Below are 17,005 nucleotides of genomic sequence, written 5' to 3'. Positions count from 1 at the left end.
ATTCATAGTGCCCGAACACGATCGCCGTCTTGCAGGCTGGCGGGAGGATGATTCACGATCTGCGTTCCGGGCTCGACGCCACTCAGAATTTTTTGAACGATACCACTTCGCCGTCCGACTTCAACGGCAACCAACTGGGCGCGACCGTCGACCACCGTGAATACATGCCACCGGTCACTGATACGAAACAGGGCACTAATCGGCACAAAAGTGGTTTCATCGTCCTCCCAAATGACAATTTCAGCCTCGACGCGAAAGCCTTCGCCCAAGCGTTGCCACTGCTCTGGTGGCGACTCTAACGTTGCGTAGGCAGACACGCGCTGTTCATCAATCCCTAGGGCCGATACTTTGGTGAATCCGGCTGGGTCGACGAGACGAATACGGGCAACTAATGTGTCATCACCACCCCAGCGATGAATCTCGACGCGCATACCCGGTTGTACGCGCACGGCGTCTTGTGACAAGAGGTCGATACGCACTTCAAGATCGCTTAAATCGCCTAGCTCGACAATCGCTTCGCCAGCACTGACGACCCCTTCACAGCAACGAAAGCGGCGTAACACAACACCGTCAATGGGCGAGGGAATCGCTAATGCCTCGGTTTCGGTGCTGCTCCGTGTTCCTTCGGTAATGGCCAGCACCAAGCGTGCGTTTTCAAGCTCCGCCTGACTGGCGCCAAGACTTGCGCGGGCTGAGCGTTCGCTGGCTTGCGCTCGAAGCAATTGAATTTGGGCGCGGTCGAGCTCGGTTACAGAAACGGCACCTTCGTCGGCGAGTTGCCGGAAGCGGTTTAACTCATTCTCTGCATAGCGTACATCGGCTTGGCGATTTTCTAGTTCGGCCTGCGCTGCCTCAACCAGAGCGCGCGCCGCAACCATGGCTTCTCGAGCTTGTTCACGACTGCGCGCATCAAGCGCAGGTGTAGGCAAGGGCTCGATGTGAAATAAAGGCTGGCCAGCGACAACCATATCTCCGGCATTAATGGTGACGCGACGCAGAAAACCATGAATGGGCACTGCGACATTGTATGTGTCGTGTAAATGCGTGCGTCCTTCTTCTCGAATCGTTTCGGCAAAATGTCCAAACGATACGGTGGACATTTGTACCTGCTCCGCTTTCGGTCTAAGCATCCAGCTGAAGAATAGAATGAGCAACACGATAACCGTTACCAAAGCGACGGGACGTTTGTGCTGGTTGTTGTTTTTAGAAGTCATAATCAATCCTCAATGCAACACCTTATTCGGTTTTGAGCGCTTGAATCATATCGAGTCGCCAGATCTTTCGTAGCATCAACAGCATTGAAAAAGCCGCTGCGAGACATACACCCAGTGCACTCAAAGCAAAACTTTGGCTACTCAGGACGAATGGAATGCGAAATAAATCCATACTTAGGGCTTGGGTGAGTAACCAAGCAAAGGAAACACCAATCGCCCAGCCCACAGGAATGGCTAGTGCGATAAGTAGGGCTAATTCACCTAAGAGAATTTTGGCTACTTCAATTTTGTGAAAACCCAGCACGCGTAATGATGCGAGCTCACGTTGTCGTTCTGCGAACATAATCCGAGCATTATTGTAGATCACCGCAAAGGTCATTGACCCCGCTAAAAGAAACATCACGGTCATGATACCGAGCATCGTACTATCAATATAAAAGCGAATATCGGCTTCGGCGCGACTAATTTGGCCAATCGAAGCGACATAAGGAAGCTGGTGGAGCGCATTAAAGACCTGTTCAGCTTGGCTTTTATCGTATAACACCCAAGCACCGGACAAGGTATCCTGCTCCATTAACAGTCGATTAAGGGCGTCTTTATGCATATACAGACCCAACCCCATTGGTTCCTCGACAATTTGTACAATAGGTAAGCTAAATTGCTGCTGCCGTCCAATGAGTAGGGTCAATTCAATCCTGTCACCGGCTTCGAGTTCGAGATCGGCAGCGAGATACTGCGAAATCGCCACGCCATCGGCTGGCAGTTGCGCGGGGGACTGACTGATTCTGCGCAGTTCACTTGATTCGGGTAGCCCAAGTAATAAAAGTCGCCATGATTTGCGGTTATGTTGCAGTGAAACAGGGACCTGCCGAAATCCTTCGACATAGGTGATACCGGGAATTGCCTTCAGGGTCGATACGCTACGCAGTGGACGGGGTTCGGCGAAGGTAAGTTCCAAATCCATCAAGTGATGATGTCGATACTGTTGGATGAGCATGTGATCAATGGCATTGAATTGATAACTACCGAGCAAGAGCAAACCGCCGCTAAGAGCGATACCCAACACCGAAATAATCGAGCGAAATGGATGCCGGCGAAGATTGCGCAGCATAATGCGCGTGGGTTGCTGCCACCAATTTACAATGCGCGGATGATCGAGAAACGTCCGTTGATAACGGGCGGGGCTCGGTGGCCGCATGGCCTCTGCTGGCGCCATTTTCGCAGCGTTCGAGGCAGCACGAAACGTTGCTAAAACGCCAGCGAGGGCGGTGAATAGAATGGCAACGACCAAGGATTCGAGTTGTAACGCAAAACGAAATTCGGGAAAGCGAAAATAAATGGCATAGAGTTGCGCGAGTGGTTCAGCAACCACAACGCCAAGCAATACACCGGCGATTAAGCCGGCGAGCAAAACCATCGCGGTCATTTGTAGGTAGTGGGTAATAATATACCAACGGCCATAGCCAAAGGCTTTCAAGAGCGCGATCGACTGTTTCTGCGTTTGGATAATGCGTGTTAATAAAACGTTCAATAGGAACGCGGCAACACCAATAAAGATAGTCGGTAGTACAATGGCCATAACCCGCAGTTGGGCGAGTTCTTCACTAATGAAACGATGGGATAAGTGGTCATCACGGGTGTAAGCTCCGCGGCTACCATAGCGGCCGAGTCGGTGATCGAGCTCGGCAATAATGTGTTGGTGGTCAGCGTTTACTTGCAGTGAAAGCGAGACGCTATTGAATGCGCCATCCATGTCAAATGCGGCTGCTAACGCTTGTCGACTCATCCAGAATACGCCAAAACGTTCGTAATCCGGCATAATGGAGCCGGGTCCAAGTTGGTAAATGAACTCAGGTGATAACGCCACGCCGCTAATGCTAAGTGGCTGCATGCGCCCATTCAGTATCGCTGTAACGGTATCGCCGACGTTGAGACCATGCGCCTCGGCAAAGGGGGCACTGACCACGATCTCGTGCCCAGCCCCAGGTGTTGGCGGACCTCCCGCAAGAAAATGTAACCGGTTGAGTAGTTCCGGAGCATAGTCGGGTAACGACAAAATTTCGCCTTGTATCGGATCGGGAAAGTGCTCGAGCTGAAAGCGCGCGCCGGCGCGAATACGCGATTCAGTTATATTCACACCGGGTAATGCGGCAATCGACGGTAAGAGATCGTTCGGCGCTCGGGTGACTTCAGCGAAGACATCCGCAAAGTGGTTTTGCTGATAAAACTCGTGTTGTGACAATAAAATCGATTGTCGAGTGCTGACACTAATTACCAGCACCATTACGCCGGCGGCGATGACAAGAGCAATGGCAAGCAGTTGCCCGGCCATTTGTCGGCATTCGCGCCAAAGTTTACGGTGCAGTGCGGAGACTACCACGAGAGCTCCTGTGGTGATTTACGTTGCTGGTTGTGGTGAATGGAAGCGACTTGCCCATCGGACAGGCGAATGACCCGATCCGCCATATCACCGATCACTTCGTTGTGCGTAATAACTGCCGTTGTCGTTCCCAGTTCTTGATTAATTTTTTGAATAACTTCGAGAACACGCACCCCGGTTTTTGAATCGAGTGCACCGGTCGGCTCGTCGCACATGAGCACAGCTGGTCGTTTGGCAATGGCACGAGCAATCGCCACACGCTGTTGTTCACCGCCGGAGAGTTGCGCCGGGAAATGATCCAGACGTGAGCCTAGACCGACGAGTTCAAGCGCCTCTTCCGGCGTCATTGGGTTGTCCGCTATTTCTGTGACGATCGCTACATTTTCACGGGCAGTTAAACTCGGAATGAGGTTATAAAATTGAAAGACGAAGCCCACATGTTGACGCCGAAAACGCGTCAATTCTCGGTCAGAGATACCGGTCAGATGGGTTGACTGATAACGAACGTCACCGCTACTGGCCGTATCAAGCCCACCGAGAATGTTGAGCAGCGTGGACTTACCAGAGCCTGATGCACCGAGTAAAACCACCAGTTCACCCGCATGCAGATCAAGATCAACGCCACGTAGTGCATGAATCTCAACGTCACCCATTTGATAGGTTTTCGTCAGACCGCGCGCACTGAAGACGATTTTGGCTGGAGAATTTTTGTCGTTCATAAAAAATGCCAGGCTAATAGTTGAGTATTAGTCTGGCACAGTATTGAAAACATTTCTTGTTATTGATCAAGCTCTTTCGCGAATTAAACCTTCCTGCATGGTCGATGCGACAAGAACACCATCACGGTTAAAAATTTGCCCGCGAACTAAGCCACGAGCGCCTTGGGCGGTTGGGCTGTCAATGGCGTAAAGCAACCAGTCGTCCATTCGAAACGGGCGATGAAACCACATGGCGTGGTCATTTGTCGCCATTTGAATTTTCGGGTCTGCAAAGGTTTTCCCGTGCGGCTGCATTGACGTCGGCAAAAAGTTAAAGTCGGACGCATAGGCTAACAAATATTGGTGGACGCGTTGGTCATCAGGCAAGGTGCCATTTGATTTTAGCCAAACATAGCGAACGGGCTCGCAGGGTTCTGGCTTAAACGGGTTATATTCGGTGACAAAACGCATCATGATCGGCTTTTCACTGATAAATTTATTGCGAATCGGCGCTGGAATTAATTCCGCATGTTCGCGATAAATATCCAAATCCGAAACTAAACCTTCCGGCCCTGGTACGACGGGCATTGCACATTGATGTTCAGCGCCTTGCTCGGGGGCATGAAATGACGCCGTCATGTGAAAAATAGGCTTACCAAATTGAATGGCTTTGACTCGGCGCGTTGAAAAACTTTTGCCGTCGCGAATATTTTCAACGTCATAGACAATCGGCTTATGGGCGTCACCAGGGCGGAGAAAGTAACTATGGAACGAATGCACGGCACGATCTTCTGGAATGGTTTGTTTCGCTGCAGAGAGGGCCTGTCCCATGACTTGACCGCCAAACACAGCGGCGAATCCCAAATCTTGGCTTTGACCGCGATAGATTCCCTGTTCGATAGGCTCTAAATGTAACAAATTCAATAGATCGTCGAGCACCTGACTCATCGATAACTCCTAAAAAAATTAATCGTTCACAGCGTGTCGTCAGCTCAGTATTCAGGACGACGGCAAACATTAAACACTAAAACGCGATCGTTTTCCTCCCACAAGGGGAATCTTTTGTCGGTATTCTCTGCGTATATAGTGACTATTCCTTGAATTTTAACAAAAACAGCCCAAGCTTAGAGTAATGAATCATGTATTCGTCTTCCGTCTCGTGCGCGCGTGTTCCAAGCCAATGCTGCACTTCGAGCGGAAGTCTTCACGGTAAAAGGAGTCAAGCATGGCAAGCCAGGATAGTTTACAAACACTGAGCTCACTCAAGGTCAATGGGAAGTCGTATTCGTATTACAGTTTGCCAAAAGCAGCGGCGAAACTGGGCGATATCAGCCGCTTACCCGTCTCATTGAAAGTACTGCTCGAAAATCTTTTGCGTCACGAAGACGGCACCACGGTGAAAGCCGATGATTTTAAAGCCATGGTGGCATGGCTTGAGCAACGAAAGTCGGATAAAGAAATCGAATATCGTCCAGCGCGCGTTCTCATGCAAGATTTTACCGGTGTGCCGGCCGTTGTTGATCTTGCAGCCATGCGCGACGCGGTGGCAAAAGCGGGCTTATCCGCAGATAAAATTAACCCCTTGTCCGCCGTTGATCTGGTCATCGATCACTCGGTGATGGTCGACAAGTTTGCGTCTCCGGAAGCATTTGCCGAGAACGTCAAAATTGAAATGGAGCGTAACAAAGAGCGCTATGAATTTTTACGTTGGGGACAAAAAGCGTTCGACAATTTCCGCGTTGTCCCACCGGGAACTGGCATTTGTCATCAGGTGAATCTCGAGTATTTGGCGAAAGTCGTGTGGACGTCAGAAGAAAATGGCGAAACGTTCGCTTATCCGGATACCTTAGTCGGCACCGACTCGCATACCACTATGATTAATGGTCTTGGCGTCTTGGGCTGGGGCGTTGGCGGTATCGAAGCGGAAGCGGCGATGTTAGGTCAACCGGTTTCCATGCTAATTCCTGAAGTCGTTGGTTTCCGTTTAGAGGGGGCATTACCTGAGGGGGTTACGGCGACAGATTTGGTATTAACCGTGACGCAAATGCTGCGTAAAAAAGGTGTTGTCGGTAAATTTGTCGAGTTCTATGGGCCGGGATTGAAACACCTGCCATTGGCTGATCGTGCAACCATTGCCAACATGGCACCAGAGTATGGTGCGACCTGTGGATTCTTCCCCGTTGATGAAGAAACACTGACCTATTTAAAGCTGTCAGGTCGTGACAGTGAAACCATCGATTTAGTCGAAGCGTATGCGAAAGAGCAAGGCATGTGGCGACATGACGACAGTGAACCGGTATTCACTGATACCCTGCAACTGGATATGAGCACGGTTGAACCGTCGCTAGCAGGACCCAAGCGGCCTCAGGATCGTGTGGCGTTGCCGAAACTGAAAGACAGCTTTGAGTTGTTCCTCGATTCGCTTGGCGTCGCTGAAGATCCAGAAATGGGTGGTCAGGAGTCGATTAGTAAGGCTGAAGTCAACGAGGACACGTTAGTGCCATTGGCTGGAACTGACCATCAACTTCGTCACGGTGATGTGGTGATTGCCGCCATCACGTCGTGTACCAACACGTCGAACCCAAGTGTGATGTTGGCGGCTGGACTGGTGGCGAAAAAAGCCATTGAGAAAGGCTTACAGCGCAAACCATGGGTGAAATCATCGCTGGCACCAGGGTCTAAAGTGGTGACAGACTATCTTGCCGCTGCCGGACTCAATGACTATCTTGACCAACTCGGATTCGATTTAGTCGGCTATGGTTGTACGACCTGTATTGGTAACTCTGGACCATTACCGGATGATGTATCGACGGCCATCGACAAAGGTGATTTAGTCGTGTCGTCAGTACTGTCAGGTAACCGTAACTTTGAAGGACGAATTCATCCGCAAGTGAAAGCGAACTGGTTGGCTTCACCACCTTTAGTGGTTGCCTTTGCTTTGGCGGGGACAACGCGGATTAACCTCGCGGAAGAGCCGCTGGGCAACGACCAAGATGGCAATCCGGTCTACTTGAAAGATATTTGGCCGAGCACTGCGGAAATTAAGCACGAAGTAGAAAAAGTGGTCAGCGACATGTTCCGTCAACAATATGCGCAGGTATTTGATGGTGATGAGCATTGGCAGAATCTTGAAATCCCAGATTCGCTGACTTATGAATGGCGTGAAGAGTCGACCTACGTGGCGAATCCGCCGTTTTTTGCCGGTATTGACCAGCCCGCGCCAGAACCGAAAGATATTCAGGGCGCGCGCGTTTTGGCGGTATTTGGCGACACCATTACGACCGACCATATTTCGCCAGCAGGTGCGATCAAGCCCGATTCGCCCGCCGGAAAATACTTGCAAGAGCAGGGTGTGGCGGTGAAAGATTTCAACTCCTATGGTTCGCGACGTGGTAATCACGAAGTTATGATGCGCGGCACCTTTGCCAATATCCGGATTAAGAACTTAATGGTCAAAGGAAGCGAAGGTGGCGTCACCACGCACATTCCAAGCGGTGAGGAACTTTCGATTTACGATGCGGCCATGCGCTATCAAGAGGAAGGTACGCCACTCGTGGTGCTTGCTGGTAAGGAATACGGCACTGGCTCAAGTCGTGACTGGGCGGCTAAAGGAACGCGTTTGCTGGGTGTGAAAGCTGTGATAGCGGAAAGCTATGAACGGATTCATCGTTCCAACCTTGTGGGCATGGGCGTGTTACCGTTGCAGTTTAAGAACGGCGACAGCGCGCAAAGTTTGGGCTTAACCGGGCAGGAGGAAATTAACCTGCGTGGATTAAGTAAAGAGATTAAGCCGGGACAGTTGGTGCAAGCTGAAGCTGTGAAGGATAATGGTGAGCGCATCAAATTCGAACTGACCTGTCGAATTGACACGCTGAATGAAGTTAGATACTTCCTCAGTGGCGGTATTTTACATCATGTATTACGGCAGCTTGTCGCTGCTTAATGTTTGTAAACAAGAACAAGGCCCCAGCTAGTTTGCTTGGGGCCTTTTTGTTTGGTCTAGCGTCGAGCCGATAGGTCGGTGCGTCGAATGGTGATGACCATGCCATAATGCGGATGATCAAAGTAATGCGTTTGGTGTGAAATCACCCGACGTAGCTGTTTCAATGGGTAAGCGCGTAAAAACTCGAGTTGATGCTGGTCGTCACTGAGAAAGTCGTTGACTTGCTCGTCGTAGTGACGAGCTTCCGCTTCCAGTTGAACGATATCACGTAAGTTAAAATCGAGATCAACATGAAGAAAATTGCCAACTAAATACAGGTGCAGCAGTCCATCGAGTTCCCAGACCTCGTCAGGTAGGCCGCTAGGTATCCGGGTAGGCACAAGTGGTGGCAACGTCTCAGCTGCGGATAACGGCTTAAAGCGGAATGATCCTTGGTCCAGTGCGGCTAAGGTTCGGTTTAGGCGACTAAATTGGTCTTCGTCAAACCTGTCCAATGTAACCGGCTCATACATGAAGGATAATGCTTGCTGTCTCGGTGTCGGTGAGATCGGCTGGCCAAAATAGTCGAATTCAGCGCTAAAATTGCGGCCACCGAAAACGCGCATTTTACGGCCGACATTGCGAGTAAATACAGGTTGTCGCCAGCTGGCATGGACGATGGGTTGCGTGTCACCGCGGCGCTCAAGTTGGCGTCGTAGGGCGTGAAACTCAAATTGTTCTTGATTCACTAGAAACGGAATGTCAGCGCGCAATAATTCAGCACGACTGCCCTCACTAAAACCCGAGAAGAGCAAGGGCGCGCGTTGTGGCAATTGCCCACTGAACTCCGCTTGACCAAGATACCAATTCTCCACTAACGGCAAATGCGGTAAACGTCGGCAGCTAATGCGTTCTGCTGAATAGTTTTGCATTTCAGCACGCAGACTTGCTGGTGTCAGCAAGCGTTGACGTAGCCATGGAACATAACCGAGGGTGTCAGAACAGCGTGGTAGGGCGTTAATAAACCCACGAATATCCGCAACTAAACGCGGCGTGAAAATATCTCGGCTGCCTTCAGTGACAATCGGTTGGACTGGCAAAGGAAATTGTTCTTGTTGTTCATCGTCGGCAGTGAGGTATTTAAAAACTAAAACTTCGACTTCAAACCAGCGATAGCCACGGTCTCTAATGTCCTCGTCAGCAGCATGTGCTGGTGCAGGCTGCATGATCACCGCGACACTGACTAAGGTTAAAAACAACCACAGCTGGACGTTGAAAAGGCCTCGTTTGTTCAATAAAAAAGCTAACGATCTCATTCGGCTATATACTCTCATCGGCATTATTCTGAAGACGCAGCAATAAAGACTGTATCAGTTTTATTCGCTCCTGGGTATCGACCACAGCGCGTTTTATCTTCAATCGTTGCGAGCCGTCCATGCCAAAGGTGTCAGGCTCTTGCTGCAATAATTGAATGATCGTGGTTGGCTCGACCGGTGTCCGGTCGGCAAACTCAAGATGGCCACCATTCGGACCCACTTCAATTTTACGAATGCCTAATGGCTCGGCTATCAATCGCAGCTCGCTGAGGCGGAAAAGATTCTTTGCCGCATCGGGGAGTAAGCCGAAGCGGTCAATCAATTCCACTTGAATGGCGTCGAGTTCAGTGGCGTTAGCTGCACCCGCGATCCGCTTATACATCGACAGTCGCACATTGATGTCGCGTATATAGGCTTCCGGTAGCAATGCTGGAATTCGCAGTTCAATTTCAGTCTGCGCTTTCAGTAACTGATCGAGCGAGGGTTCTCGTCCCTCTCGCAATGCAGTCACTGCTTGCTCGAGCATGTCCATGTACAAACTAAAGCCAATACTTTCAATTTGACCACTTTGTTCGTCACCGAGTAACTCACCGGCACCGCGAATTTCTAAGTCATGTGTTGCCAAAACAAACCCAGCACCAAGATCTTCTAACTGGCTGATAGCTTCAAGCCGCTTTACAGCATCTTTAGTCATGCGTTTGGGATGGGGTGTCAGTAAATAGGCATACGCTTGATGATGGGAACGACCAACACGTCCGCGTAATTGGTGTAATTGCGCAAGACCAAGATGATCCGCACGATCGATAATAATGGTGTTTGCGGAGGGGACGTCAATTCCGGTCTCGATGATGGTGGTACAGACTAAGACATTAAAACGTTGGTGGTAAAAATCGGCCATCACGCGTTCAAGCTCGCGTTCGCCCATTTGACCATGCGCGGTTTGCACGCGTGCCTCGGGAATTAATTCAGCAAGTTCACTGGCGACGCGGTCGATACTCTCAACCGCATTATGTAAAAAGTAGACTTGACCGCCGCGCAGTACTTCCCGCAGAACAGCTTCACGAACCGTTGCTTTGTCGTATTCGCGAACAAAGGTTTTGACGGCCAGCCGCCGCGCTGGTGGTGTTGCAATAATCGAAAGGTCGCGAATGTTATTCATCGCCATATTCAATGTTCGCGGTATCGGCGTGGCGGTTAAGGTCAAAATATCGACGTCGGTGCGCAGCTTTTTGATTTGTTCTTTTTGGCGGACACCAAAGCGATGTTCTTCATCGACAATCAATAATCCCAAATCTTTGAACTTGATGTCGGGTTGCAGCAGTTTATGGGTGCCAATCACAATGTCGACTTTGCCGTTGGCTAAATCATTGAGCGTTTGCTGGGTCTGTTTACCACTGCGAAAACGCGACAAGAGTTCGACGCGTACTGGCCAATCGGCAAAGCGATCACGGAAGTTGTCAAAGTGTTGTTGCGCTAACAAGGTTGTCGGTACTAAAACGGCAACTTGTTTATTGTCGTTCACCGCAGTAAACGCAGCGCGCATGGCGACTTCGGTCTTACCAAAGCCAACGTCACCACAGACGAGTCGGTCCATCGCCCGTGGAAGTTGCATGTCAGCCAGCACCGCAGCAATGGCTTCAAGCTGGTCATCGGTCTCAGTGAATGGAAAACCGGCAGCAAAGCGATCGTGGTCTTCAGCGTTAACGGTAAACGCATAGCCAGGCTTTGCTTCACGTTGGGCATAGACTTCGAGCAACTCGGCGGCGACGTCACGCACTTTTTCTGCAGCTTTGCGTCGGGCTTTTTCCCAGTTGTCACTCCCCAGCTTACTCAAATGCACTTTGTCTTGGTCACCGCCGCTGTAACGACTAATTAAGTGCAGTGAGGATACCGGCACAAATAGCTTGGTATTGTTGGCATATTCGAGCGTTAAGAATTCTGTTTCAATGCCGCCGGCGGCGAGGGTATTCAGGCCTTGATAACGACCGATCCCATGTTCGATGTGAACGACCGGTTGACCCATAGATAGTTCGGCCAAATTTTTAATCAGGGCGTCGGCATTTTGCGCTGCACGTTTATCTTGATAACGCCGTTGCGGCGCGCGATTACCGAACAATTCATTTTCACTGAAGAAACAAAGGGATTGCTGGTCACTGATTTGGGCGAAGAACGAGTGATCGAGCGGACTGATAATAATGGTAAATGGATATTGAGCGGATAAGACCTCAGCAAAACTATGAACTTCCGTGGGGTGCAAATTCACTTTACCAAGCAATTCCAACATGCTTTCACGACGACCGGCTGATTCAACGCCAATGACGACCTGCTGCTGTTTTTGCAATGCCTGATGAATCGCAGCTTGCAACATCGCGAGCGGCTGCTTCTGTTTACCATCAATGATGACGTCGGCGAGACTTTTAGTTTTAAAGTCGACCGGGCCGGGTGAGCGTTCGCCGTCGATTGTGCCAATTCGAATTCGCGGATAAGTCTTGAGGGTGCCTAAAAGCTCTTCGCGGGTTAAAAAAAGCTGCTGTGGCGCTAAAATAGGCTTCTGTTTATCCCAGCGGCGTTCTTCGTAACGGAAGTTAATATCGGTCCAGAGCTTGTCGAGCTGCAGTTGTAATGAGCCGTGCGTCAGCAACATCGTGTTCGCCGGCAGATAATCAAAAAGTGTCGCCATTGCCGAGAAAAACAATGGCTGATAGTACTCAATGCCAGCAGGCATAATGCCTTGGGAAACCTGTTGGTAAACAGATTCTTTCGCGGTTAACGCTGAAAATTGCTCACGAAATTGGCGTCGAAAGCGCTCAATACCGTGTTCATCGGTCGGAAATTCCCGAGCTGGCAGCAGCGCAATCTTGGCGATGGGGTCATCAGACCGTTGTGTTTCCACGTCGAATTGACGAATCGAGTCGACTTCGTCGTCAAAATAATCAATCCGATAGGGTGCATCGCTGCCCATCGGGAAAAGATCGAGAATGGAACCACGCACACTATATTCACCGTGTTCCATGACTTGATTGACATGGCGGTAGCCGGACTTTTCCAGTTGACCGCGCAGTTGGTCGAGCGGAACCACTTGGCCTTGACTGAGGTATAAACTGTGACCGGTGACATATTCAGCAGGCGCAACTCGATGCATTAAGGTATTCAGGGTGACAATCAAAATGCCGCGTTGTTGTTGCGGTAACTGCGCGAGAACGCGTAAACGGTCGGAGATAATGTCCTGATGCGGCGAAAAATTGTCGTAGGCTAAGGTTTCCCAATCAGGCAGTAACTGGATGTCGGCAGACTGTTCGGGTAAGAAAAAGCACAGTTCATCATGAAAGCGATAAGCGCTGGGAGCGTCGGCGGTTACCAGCAGAATAGGAAATTGATTGTCACGGTACAGCTGGCTTACGGCAAGCGCGGCACTACTGCCCTCAAGGTGGCGCCAAGTCATTTCTTTGGCGAGTTTACGCGTATCTTCATGGGTTGGGAAAGGAGGCTGTAATAACGAAATCTGACTCATGGATTGCTTGTTCCTATGACCTGCCGCAGATTGAAAGTGTCTAGTATAACCGAATGCGAGCTGAACGACAGGTTGTCTGTTGGCGCTGATGTCTTTATGCTACGCATTATCCGTTAACCGCTGGAATAAAATTCATTTATGCAAAGGCCATTGCCAATATTTCTGGCGTTGCGATACAGTCGCTCACGTTCACGCTCGACATTTACTCGCTTCATTAGCCATTTCGTTGCCGCAGGTATTACGCTTGGGGTGATGGCTTTGATCATTGTCACGTCGGTCATGAATGGTTTTGAGAATGAGCTGAAAGCTCGCATACTTGGCATCGCTCCGCAAGTAACCATTACTCCCCAGCAGATCAGTACCCAGCGGCCGCAAGCCCTAGCTGAATGGCAGCAATTGAAGCAAGAGGTACGCTGGCCGCAGCAGGTGCAACATGTGAGCCCGTATGTTCAGTCTGAGGGAATCGCGCAGGGCCACTCGCAGTTGCAAGCAGTGCTTTTGCAGGGGGTTTATCCGCATTTAGAACCGAGTCAAAATATCCTGCGTGAAAGTATGCTCAGTGGTCAAATTGAGTCGTTACGAGCGGGCGAATATCGCCTTATCATTGGCCGTCCGCTGGCGGAATTGCTTGACGCGCATGTTGGCGACCGCATTCGGATTACTGCCGCCGCAGGTCAGCAACATACGCCGCTGGGCGTAATGCCAGCGCAGCGACAGTTTCGTATTAGCGGTATTTTTGAAGTTGGCGCCGATATTGACCAGCAATTGGTCTTGATGCATGGCGATGATCTTGCTCGCCTCCTGCGCTACCCACCTGAGCAGGTTTCGGGGTTGCGTTTATGGCTCGACGATGCATTTCAATCAGCGTCAGTGACTCAGGTGGTGCAAGCTCAGCTCACTGACCGTGACTTGGTGGTACAAGATTGGCAACAACGCTTCGGTCAATTGTTTGCAGCGGTACGAATGGAAAAGGGCATGATGATGATCATGCTTGGCTTAATTATCATCGTTGCCGCATTTAATGCCGTATCCGCCTTAATCATGCTCATTCAAGACAAGCGCAGTGACATCGCAATTTTGCAAACGCTCGGCATGGCACCGCAACGGATCTACATAACCCTCGTGTTACAAGGCATGTACAGTGGCGTGGTCGGCGTTGTGTTAGGGACTGTATTGGGGCTAGTGATGAGTGCGTCACTTAATCAATTGTTAAGTCTTTTCGGTATTCATGTCTTTAGTGCGGGCATGGCGTTACCGGTCTTAATTAATTATGTCCAGGTGCTGCAAACCGTTGCTGCAGCCTTGCTGTTGACCCTGTTAGCAACTTTATATCCCGCGTGGCGTGCCGCGCAAATTCAACCGGCTGAGATTTTACGTTATGAATAATGTGCAACCACTGGTTACGGTCAAGAACTTAACCAAAAGCTACCAAGATGGCGAGCGCGAAGTGACCGTGCTAGAAGGTATTAACCTAACGCTTGATGCCGGTGAAATGCTCGCAATTATCGGCGCATCTGGCTCAGGTAAAAGTACCTTATTACATATTCTTGGTGGTTTAGACAGCGCGAATCTTGGCGAGGTGATGATCGCCAACGAGCAACCGTTGCGTCTCAGTCAGAAACGTTTGGCGCAATGGCGCAATGAGCAGATTGGTTTTATCTATCAATTCCATCATTTGTTGAGTGAGTTTTCTGCCTTAGAAAATGTTGCGATGCCGCTGCTTATTGCTGGAAAGTCGATGAAGGAAGCCGAAGCCAAAGCCAAAGCAATTTTAGAACGGGTGGGTTTAGGTCATCGATTAGAGCATCCTCCCGCCAAGTTGTCGGGTGGCGAGCGACAACGCGTTGCTATCGCTCGGGCACTGGTGAATGAGCCGGTGCTGGTCTTAGCTGATGAACCGACAGGGAATCTTGACGAGGACACAGCGCAAGTGATTTACGACTTGATTGTTGAGTTAAATCGCGAGTTCGGGACCGCGTTTGTGGTGGTCACCCATGACACGCAACTCGCAGCAAAATTGCCTCGGCAACTGCAGCTCGATCATGGTCGTCTGGTTGAGGAAAACCAATGAATCTTGCTTTTCTGCTGGCGCAGCGCTTCCGCCGGAGTCGCGAAAAAAGCCGATATTTGAGTTTTATTTCAGCGTCGTCGACCATTGGGATCGGTCTTGGCTGTGCCATTTTAATCATCTTGTTGTCGATCATGAATGGTTTTCAGAAAGCCTTAGAACAAGACTTTTTAGCCTTTGTGCCGCATGTCGAATATACCGCTGTGCGTGGAAGCCTGGACAATTGGCAAGAGCTCGCAGAAGTTGCACGGCAACACCCGCAAGTTGAAGCCGCAGCACCTGCCATTGTCATTAATGTAATGGTGCAACAACCCGGGCGTTTCCGTGGCTTGCAAGTTCGTGCGATTCATCCAGAGCTCGAGACGCAGGTTTCTGATTTGCAAAGGTTTGTCAGTGCGGCTGACTGGCAGCGATTTTTACAACAAGAGCAGGGGATTATTCTCGGTCAGGGGCTGGCTGCGGAATTAAATGCAGCAGTTGGCGATGAACTTGTCATTATGATTCCACAGATTGATAGTGGCCAAAACCTTCGTTCACCTCGGCGCGTTCGCGTTCGGGTCAGTGGCATCTTCTCGATGTCGGGGGAGCGTGACTATCAACAAGCGTTTATTCATCTTGCCATGGGGCAGCAAGCGACAAATTTGGCCGGTGAGGCAAGTTCGGTACGCTTGAAAATCAGCAATGTTTATGCCGCACCTCAGGTTGCCCGCGAAGTGGCACAGCGTGTTCGTGAAAATGCCTACATTCATGATTGGACACGCACTGAGGGGCATCTTTACCGCGACATTCAGTTAGTGCGTACGGTCATGTACTTGGTGCTTATTCTGGTGCTTGCAGTGGCGTCGTTTAATATAGTTTCAACCTTGGTTATGGTTGTACAAGAAAAACGTGCGAGTATCGCAATTCTAAAAACCATGGGGGCGGATCGGCGGCTGCTACTGAAGACGTTTGTCTGGCAAGGCAGTTTGAACGGCGTTCTCGGTGCAGCGGTTGGAACCGCGCTCGGTGCACTCATCAGTGTTACCTTGCCGGCAGCGTTACAGTGGTTGGAGCAATCGTTTGACTTCACCGTGTTACCGGCCGAGTTATACTTTATCAGCAGTATCCCAGCAGATTTGCATCTTCGTGATGTTGTCTTAGTGGCAAGTGTGGCCGTGTTGACCAGTGTTTTGGCCACCTTATACCCAGCTTGGCAAGCCGCGGCTGTCGAACCTGCAGAAGCTTTGCGGGGCAAATAGTTGCTCGCCTAATCGCGTTCCTCAAACATTTTCTGTCGACGCTGCTGGAATTCCTCTTTTAACTGTTGCAGACGTTCTTTGCGTCTGCGCACACGTTCGTCCCATGCATTTTGTACTGCTTGTCGCCATAACTTGCGAACCAGCAAATAAGCCAAACCACTGGCGATTCCGCCAACGACTACAGAACCGAGCAATAATGCCGGAACAATCGTTGTTATACTGGCGTTGAACCAAGCTAAGGAAAGCTCAAATAAAAAGGGTTCGCTCGGTTGTCGCAGAATAAAACTACCCACGCGATAGGAACCATAGAGCATGGGTGGCATAGTGAGTGGATTGCTAATCCAGACTAAGGCGACCGACAGTGGCAGGTTAACGCGGAAGTAAATTGCTGTGGCCGCAGCCGCGATCATTTGAAATGGCATCGGCATAAAGGCAAAGAAAATACCGATAGCAAAGCCACCCGCAGCGGTTTTGCGGTTGAGGTGCCATAAGTTGGTGTTGTGCGCAACAGATCCAAACGGTTTCAGCACACCATACTCATTGAGCTTATGCACATCGGGCATGAAACGTTTCAAAAACTTTCTAGGCATAACGTTTGTTCGATTCCGTCAACGTCGGCAAGTTCCACAACAAGTCGAAGGATCGGCGAGTAGGCAAT

11 protein-coding genes are annotated in these 17,005 nt (G+C 50.3%); 4 read left to right on the top strand and 7 right to left on the bottom strand.

Annotation, left to right across the window (positions count from 1 at the left end; translation table 11 throughout):
• Positions 1–2: 2 nt before the first annotated feature.
• The 4 genes from LAT77_RS01260 to tesB form a co-directional block, all read right to left on the bottom strand.
• Positions 3–1,214, bottom strand: coding sequence for an efflux RND transporter periplasmic adaptor subunit (locus tag LAT77_RS01260; RefSeq protein ID WP_290562720.1), 1,212 nt, complete (start codon positions 1,212–1,214; stop codon positions 3–5).
• 22 nt (positions 1,215–1,236) lie between these two features.
• A complete protein-coding gene (locus LAT77_RS01255) occupies positions 1,237–3,594 on the bottom strand; it encodes an FtsX-like permease family protein (RefSeq protein WP_290562719.1) in 2,358 nt (785 codons plus the stop codon).
• Positions 3,588–4,313, bottom strand: a complete 726-nt coding sequence (locus LAT77_RS01250; RefSeq protein WP_290562718.1) for an ABC transporter ATP-binding protein — start codon at positions 4,311–4,313, stop codon at positions 3,588–3,590. Before LAT77_RS01250 ends, LAT77_RS01255 begins: the two co-directional genes overlap by 7 nt.
• Positions 4,314–4,379: 66 nt before the next feature.
• Entirely contained in the window at positions 4,380–5,240 is an 861-nt protein-coding gene (gene tesB / locus LAT77_RS01245; RefSeq protein ID WP_290562717.1) for an acyl-CoA thioesterase II, read from the bottom strand.
• A 277-nt stretch (positions 5,241–5,517) separates the two neighbouring features.
• Here tesB and acnA point away from each other — a divergent pair, with 277 nt between their 5' ends.
• Positions 5,518–8,235: an aconitate hydratase AcnA gene (gene acnA / locus LAT77_RS01240; RefSeq protein WP_290562716.1), complete on the top strand. Its 2,718-nt coding sequence runs from the start codon at positions 5,518–5,520 to the stop codon at positions 8,233–8,235.
• Between the two features lie 56 nt (positions 8,236–8,291).
• On the opposite strand, the gene LAT77_RS01235 is transcribed toward acnA, so the two are convergent.
• On the bottom strand, positions 8,292–9,530 hold the full coding sequence (locus LAT77_RS01235) for a CsiV family protein (RefSeq protein ID WP_290562715.1): 1,239 nt from the start codon (positions 9,528–9,530) through the stop codon (positions 8,292–8,294).
• Positions 9,531–9,534: 4 nt separating this feature from the next.
• Complete coding sequence (mfd, locus tag LAT77_RS01230) at positions 9,535–12,972, bottom strand: transcription-repair coupling factor (protein WP_290562835.1); 3,438 nt, start codon at positions 12,970–12,972, stop codon at positions 9,535–9,537.
• A gap of 207 nt (positions 12,973–13,179) precedes the next feature.
• Between mfd and LAT77_RS01225 the strand changes: the two genes are divergently transcribed.
• From LAT77_RS01225 to LAT77_RS01215, 3 genes are read left to right on the top strand one after another with little or no spacing between them, the layout of a single operon-like run.
• Positions 13,180–14,427, top strand: coding sequence for a lipoprotein-releasing ABC transporter permease subunit (locus LAT77_RS01225; RefSeq protein ID WP_290562714.1), 1,248 nt, complete (start codon positions 13,180–13,182; stop codon positions 14,425–14,427).
• Positions 14,420–15,112, top strand: coding sequence for a lipoprotein-releasing ABC transporter ATP-binding protein LolD (lolD, locus tag LAT77_RS01220; protein ID WP_290562713.1), 693 nt, complete (start codon positions 14,420–14,422; stop codon positions 15,110–15,112). Before LAT77_RS01225 ends, lolD begins: the two co-directional genes overlap by 8 nt.
• On the top strand, positions 15,109–16,347 hold the full coding sequence (locus tag LAT77_RS01215; RefSeq protein ID WP_290562712.1) for a lipoprotein-releasing ABC transporter permease subunit: 1,239 nt from the start codon (positions 15,109–15,111) through the stop codon (positions 16,345–16,347). The genes lolD and LAT77_RS01215 overlap by 4 nt, the downstream gene beginning before the upstream one ends.
• 8 nt (positions 16,348–16,355) lie before the next feature.
• Here the strand turns inward: LAT77_RS01215 and LAT77_RS01210 are convergent, their stop codons facing one another.
• Positions 16,356–16,937 carry a DUF2062 domain-containing protein gene (locus LAT77_RS01210; RefSeq protein WP_290562711.1) on the bottom strand — a complete coding sequence of 194 codons (582 nt, stop codon included), beginning with the start codon at positions 16,935–16,937 and terminating at the stop codon, positions 16,356–16,358.
• Positions 16,938–17,005: the final 68 nt, after the last annotated feature.

The organism is Aliidiomarina sp. (assembly GCF_022565475.1).
Taxonomy (GTDB): Bacteria; Pseudomonadota; Gammaproteobacteria; order Enterobacterales; family Alteromonadaceae; genus Aliidiomarina.
This window is presented reverse-complemented; position numbering and strand designations above follow the sequence as displayed.

What these genes read in the sequence shown, in the direction of transcription:
- LAT77_RS01260 (WP_290562720.1), bottom strand. Translation starts at nt 1,214, where the DNA reads ATGACTTCTAAAAACAACAACCAGCACAAACGTCCCGTCGCTTTGGTA.
- LAT77_RS01250 (WP_290562718.1), bottom strand. Translation starts at nt 4,313, where the DNA reads ATGAACGACAAAAATTCTCCAGCCAAAATCGTCTTCAGTGCGCGCGGT.
- tesB (WP_290562717.1), bottom strand. Translation starts at nt 5,240, where the DNA reads ATGAGTCAGGTGCTCGACGATCTATTGAATTTGTTACATTTAGAGCCT.
- acnA (WP_290562716.1), top strand. Translation starts at nt 5,518, where the DNA reads ATGGCAAGCCAGGATAGTTTACAAACACTGAGCTCACTCAAGGTCAAT.
- LAT77_RS01235 (WP_290562715.1), bottom strand. Translation starts at nt 9,530, where the DNA reads ATGAGATCGTTAGCTTTTTTATTGAACAAACGAGGCCTTTTCAACGTC.
- mfd (WP_290562835.1), bottom strand. Translation starts at nt 12,972, where the DNA reads ATGACTTGGCGCCACCTTGAGGGCAGTAGTGCCGCGCTTGCCGTAAGC.
- LAT77_RS01225 (WP_290562714.1), top strand. Translation starts at nt 13,180, where the DNA reads ATGCAAAGGCCATTGCCAATATTTCTGGCGTTGCGATACAGTCGCTCA.
- lolD (WP_290562713.1), top strand. Translation starts at nt 14,420, where the DNA reads ATGAATAATGTGCAACCACTGGTTACGGTCAAGAACTTAACCAAAAGC.
- LAT77_RS01215 (WP_290562712.1), top strand. Translation starts at nt 15,109, where the DNA reads ATGAATCTTGCTTTTCTGCTGGCGCAGCGCTTCCGCCGGAGTCGCGAA.
- LAT77_RS01210 (WP_290562711.1), bottom strand. Translation starts at nt 16,937, where the DNA reads ATGCCTAGAAAGTTTTTGAAACGTTTCATGCCCGATGTGCATAAGCTC.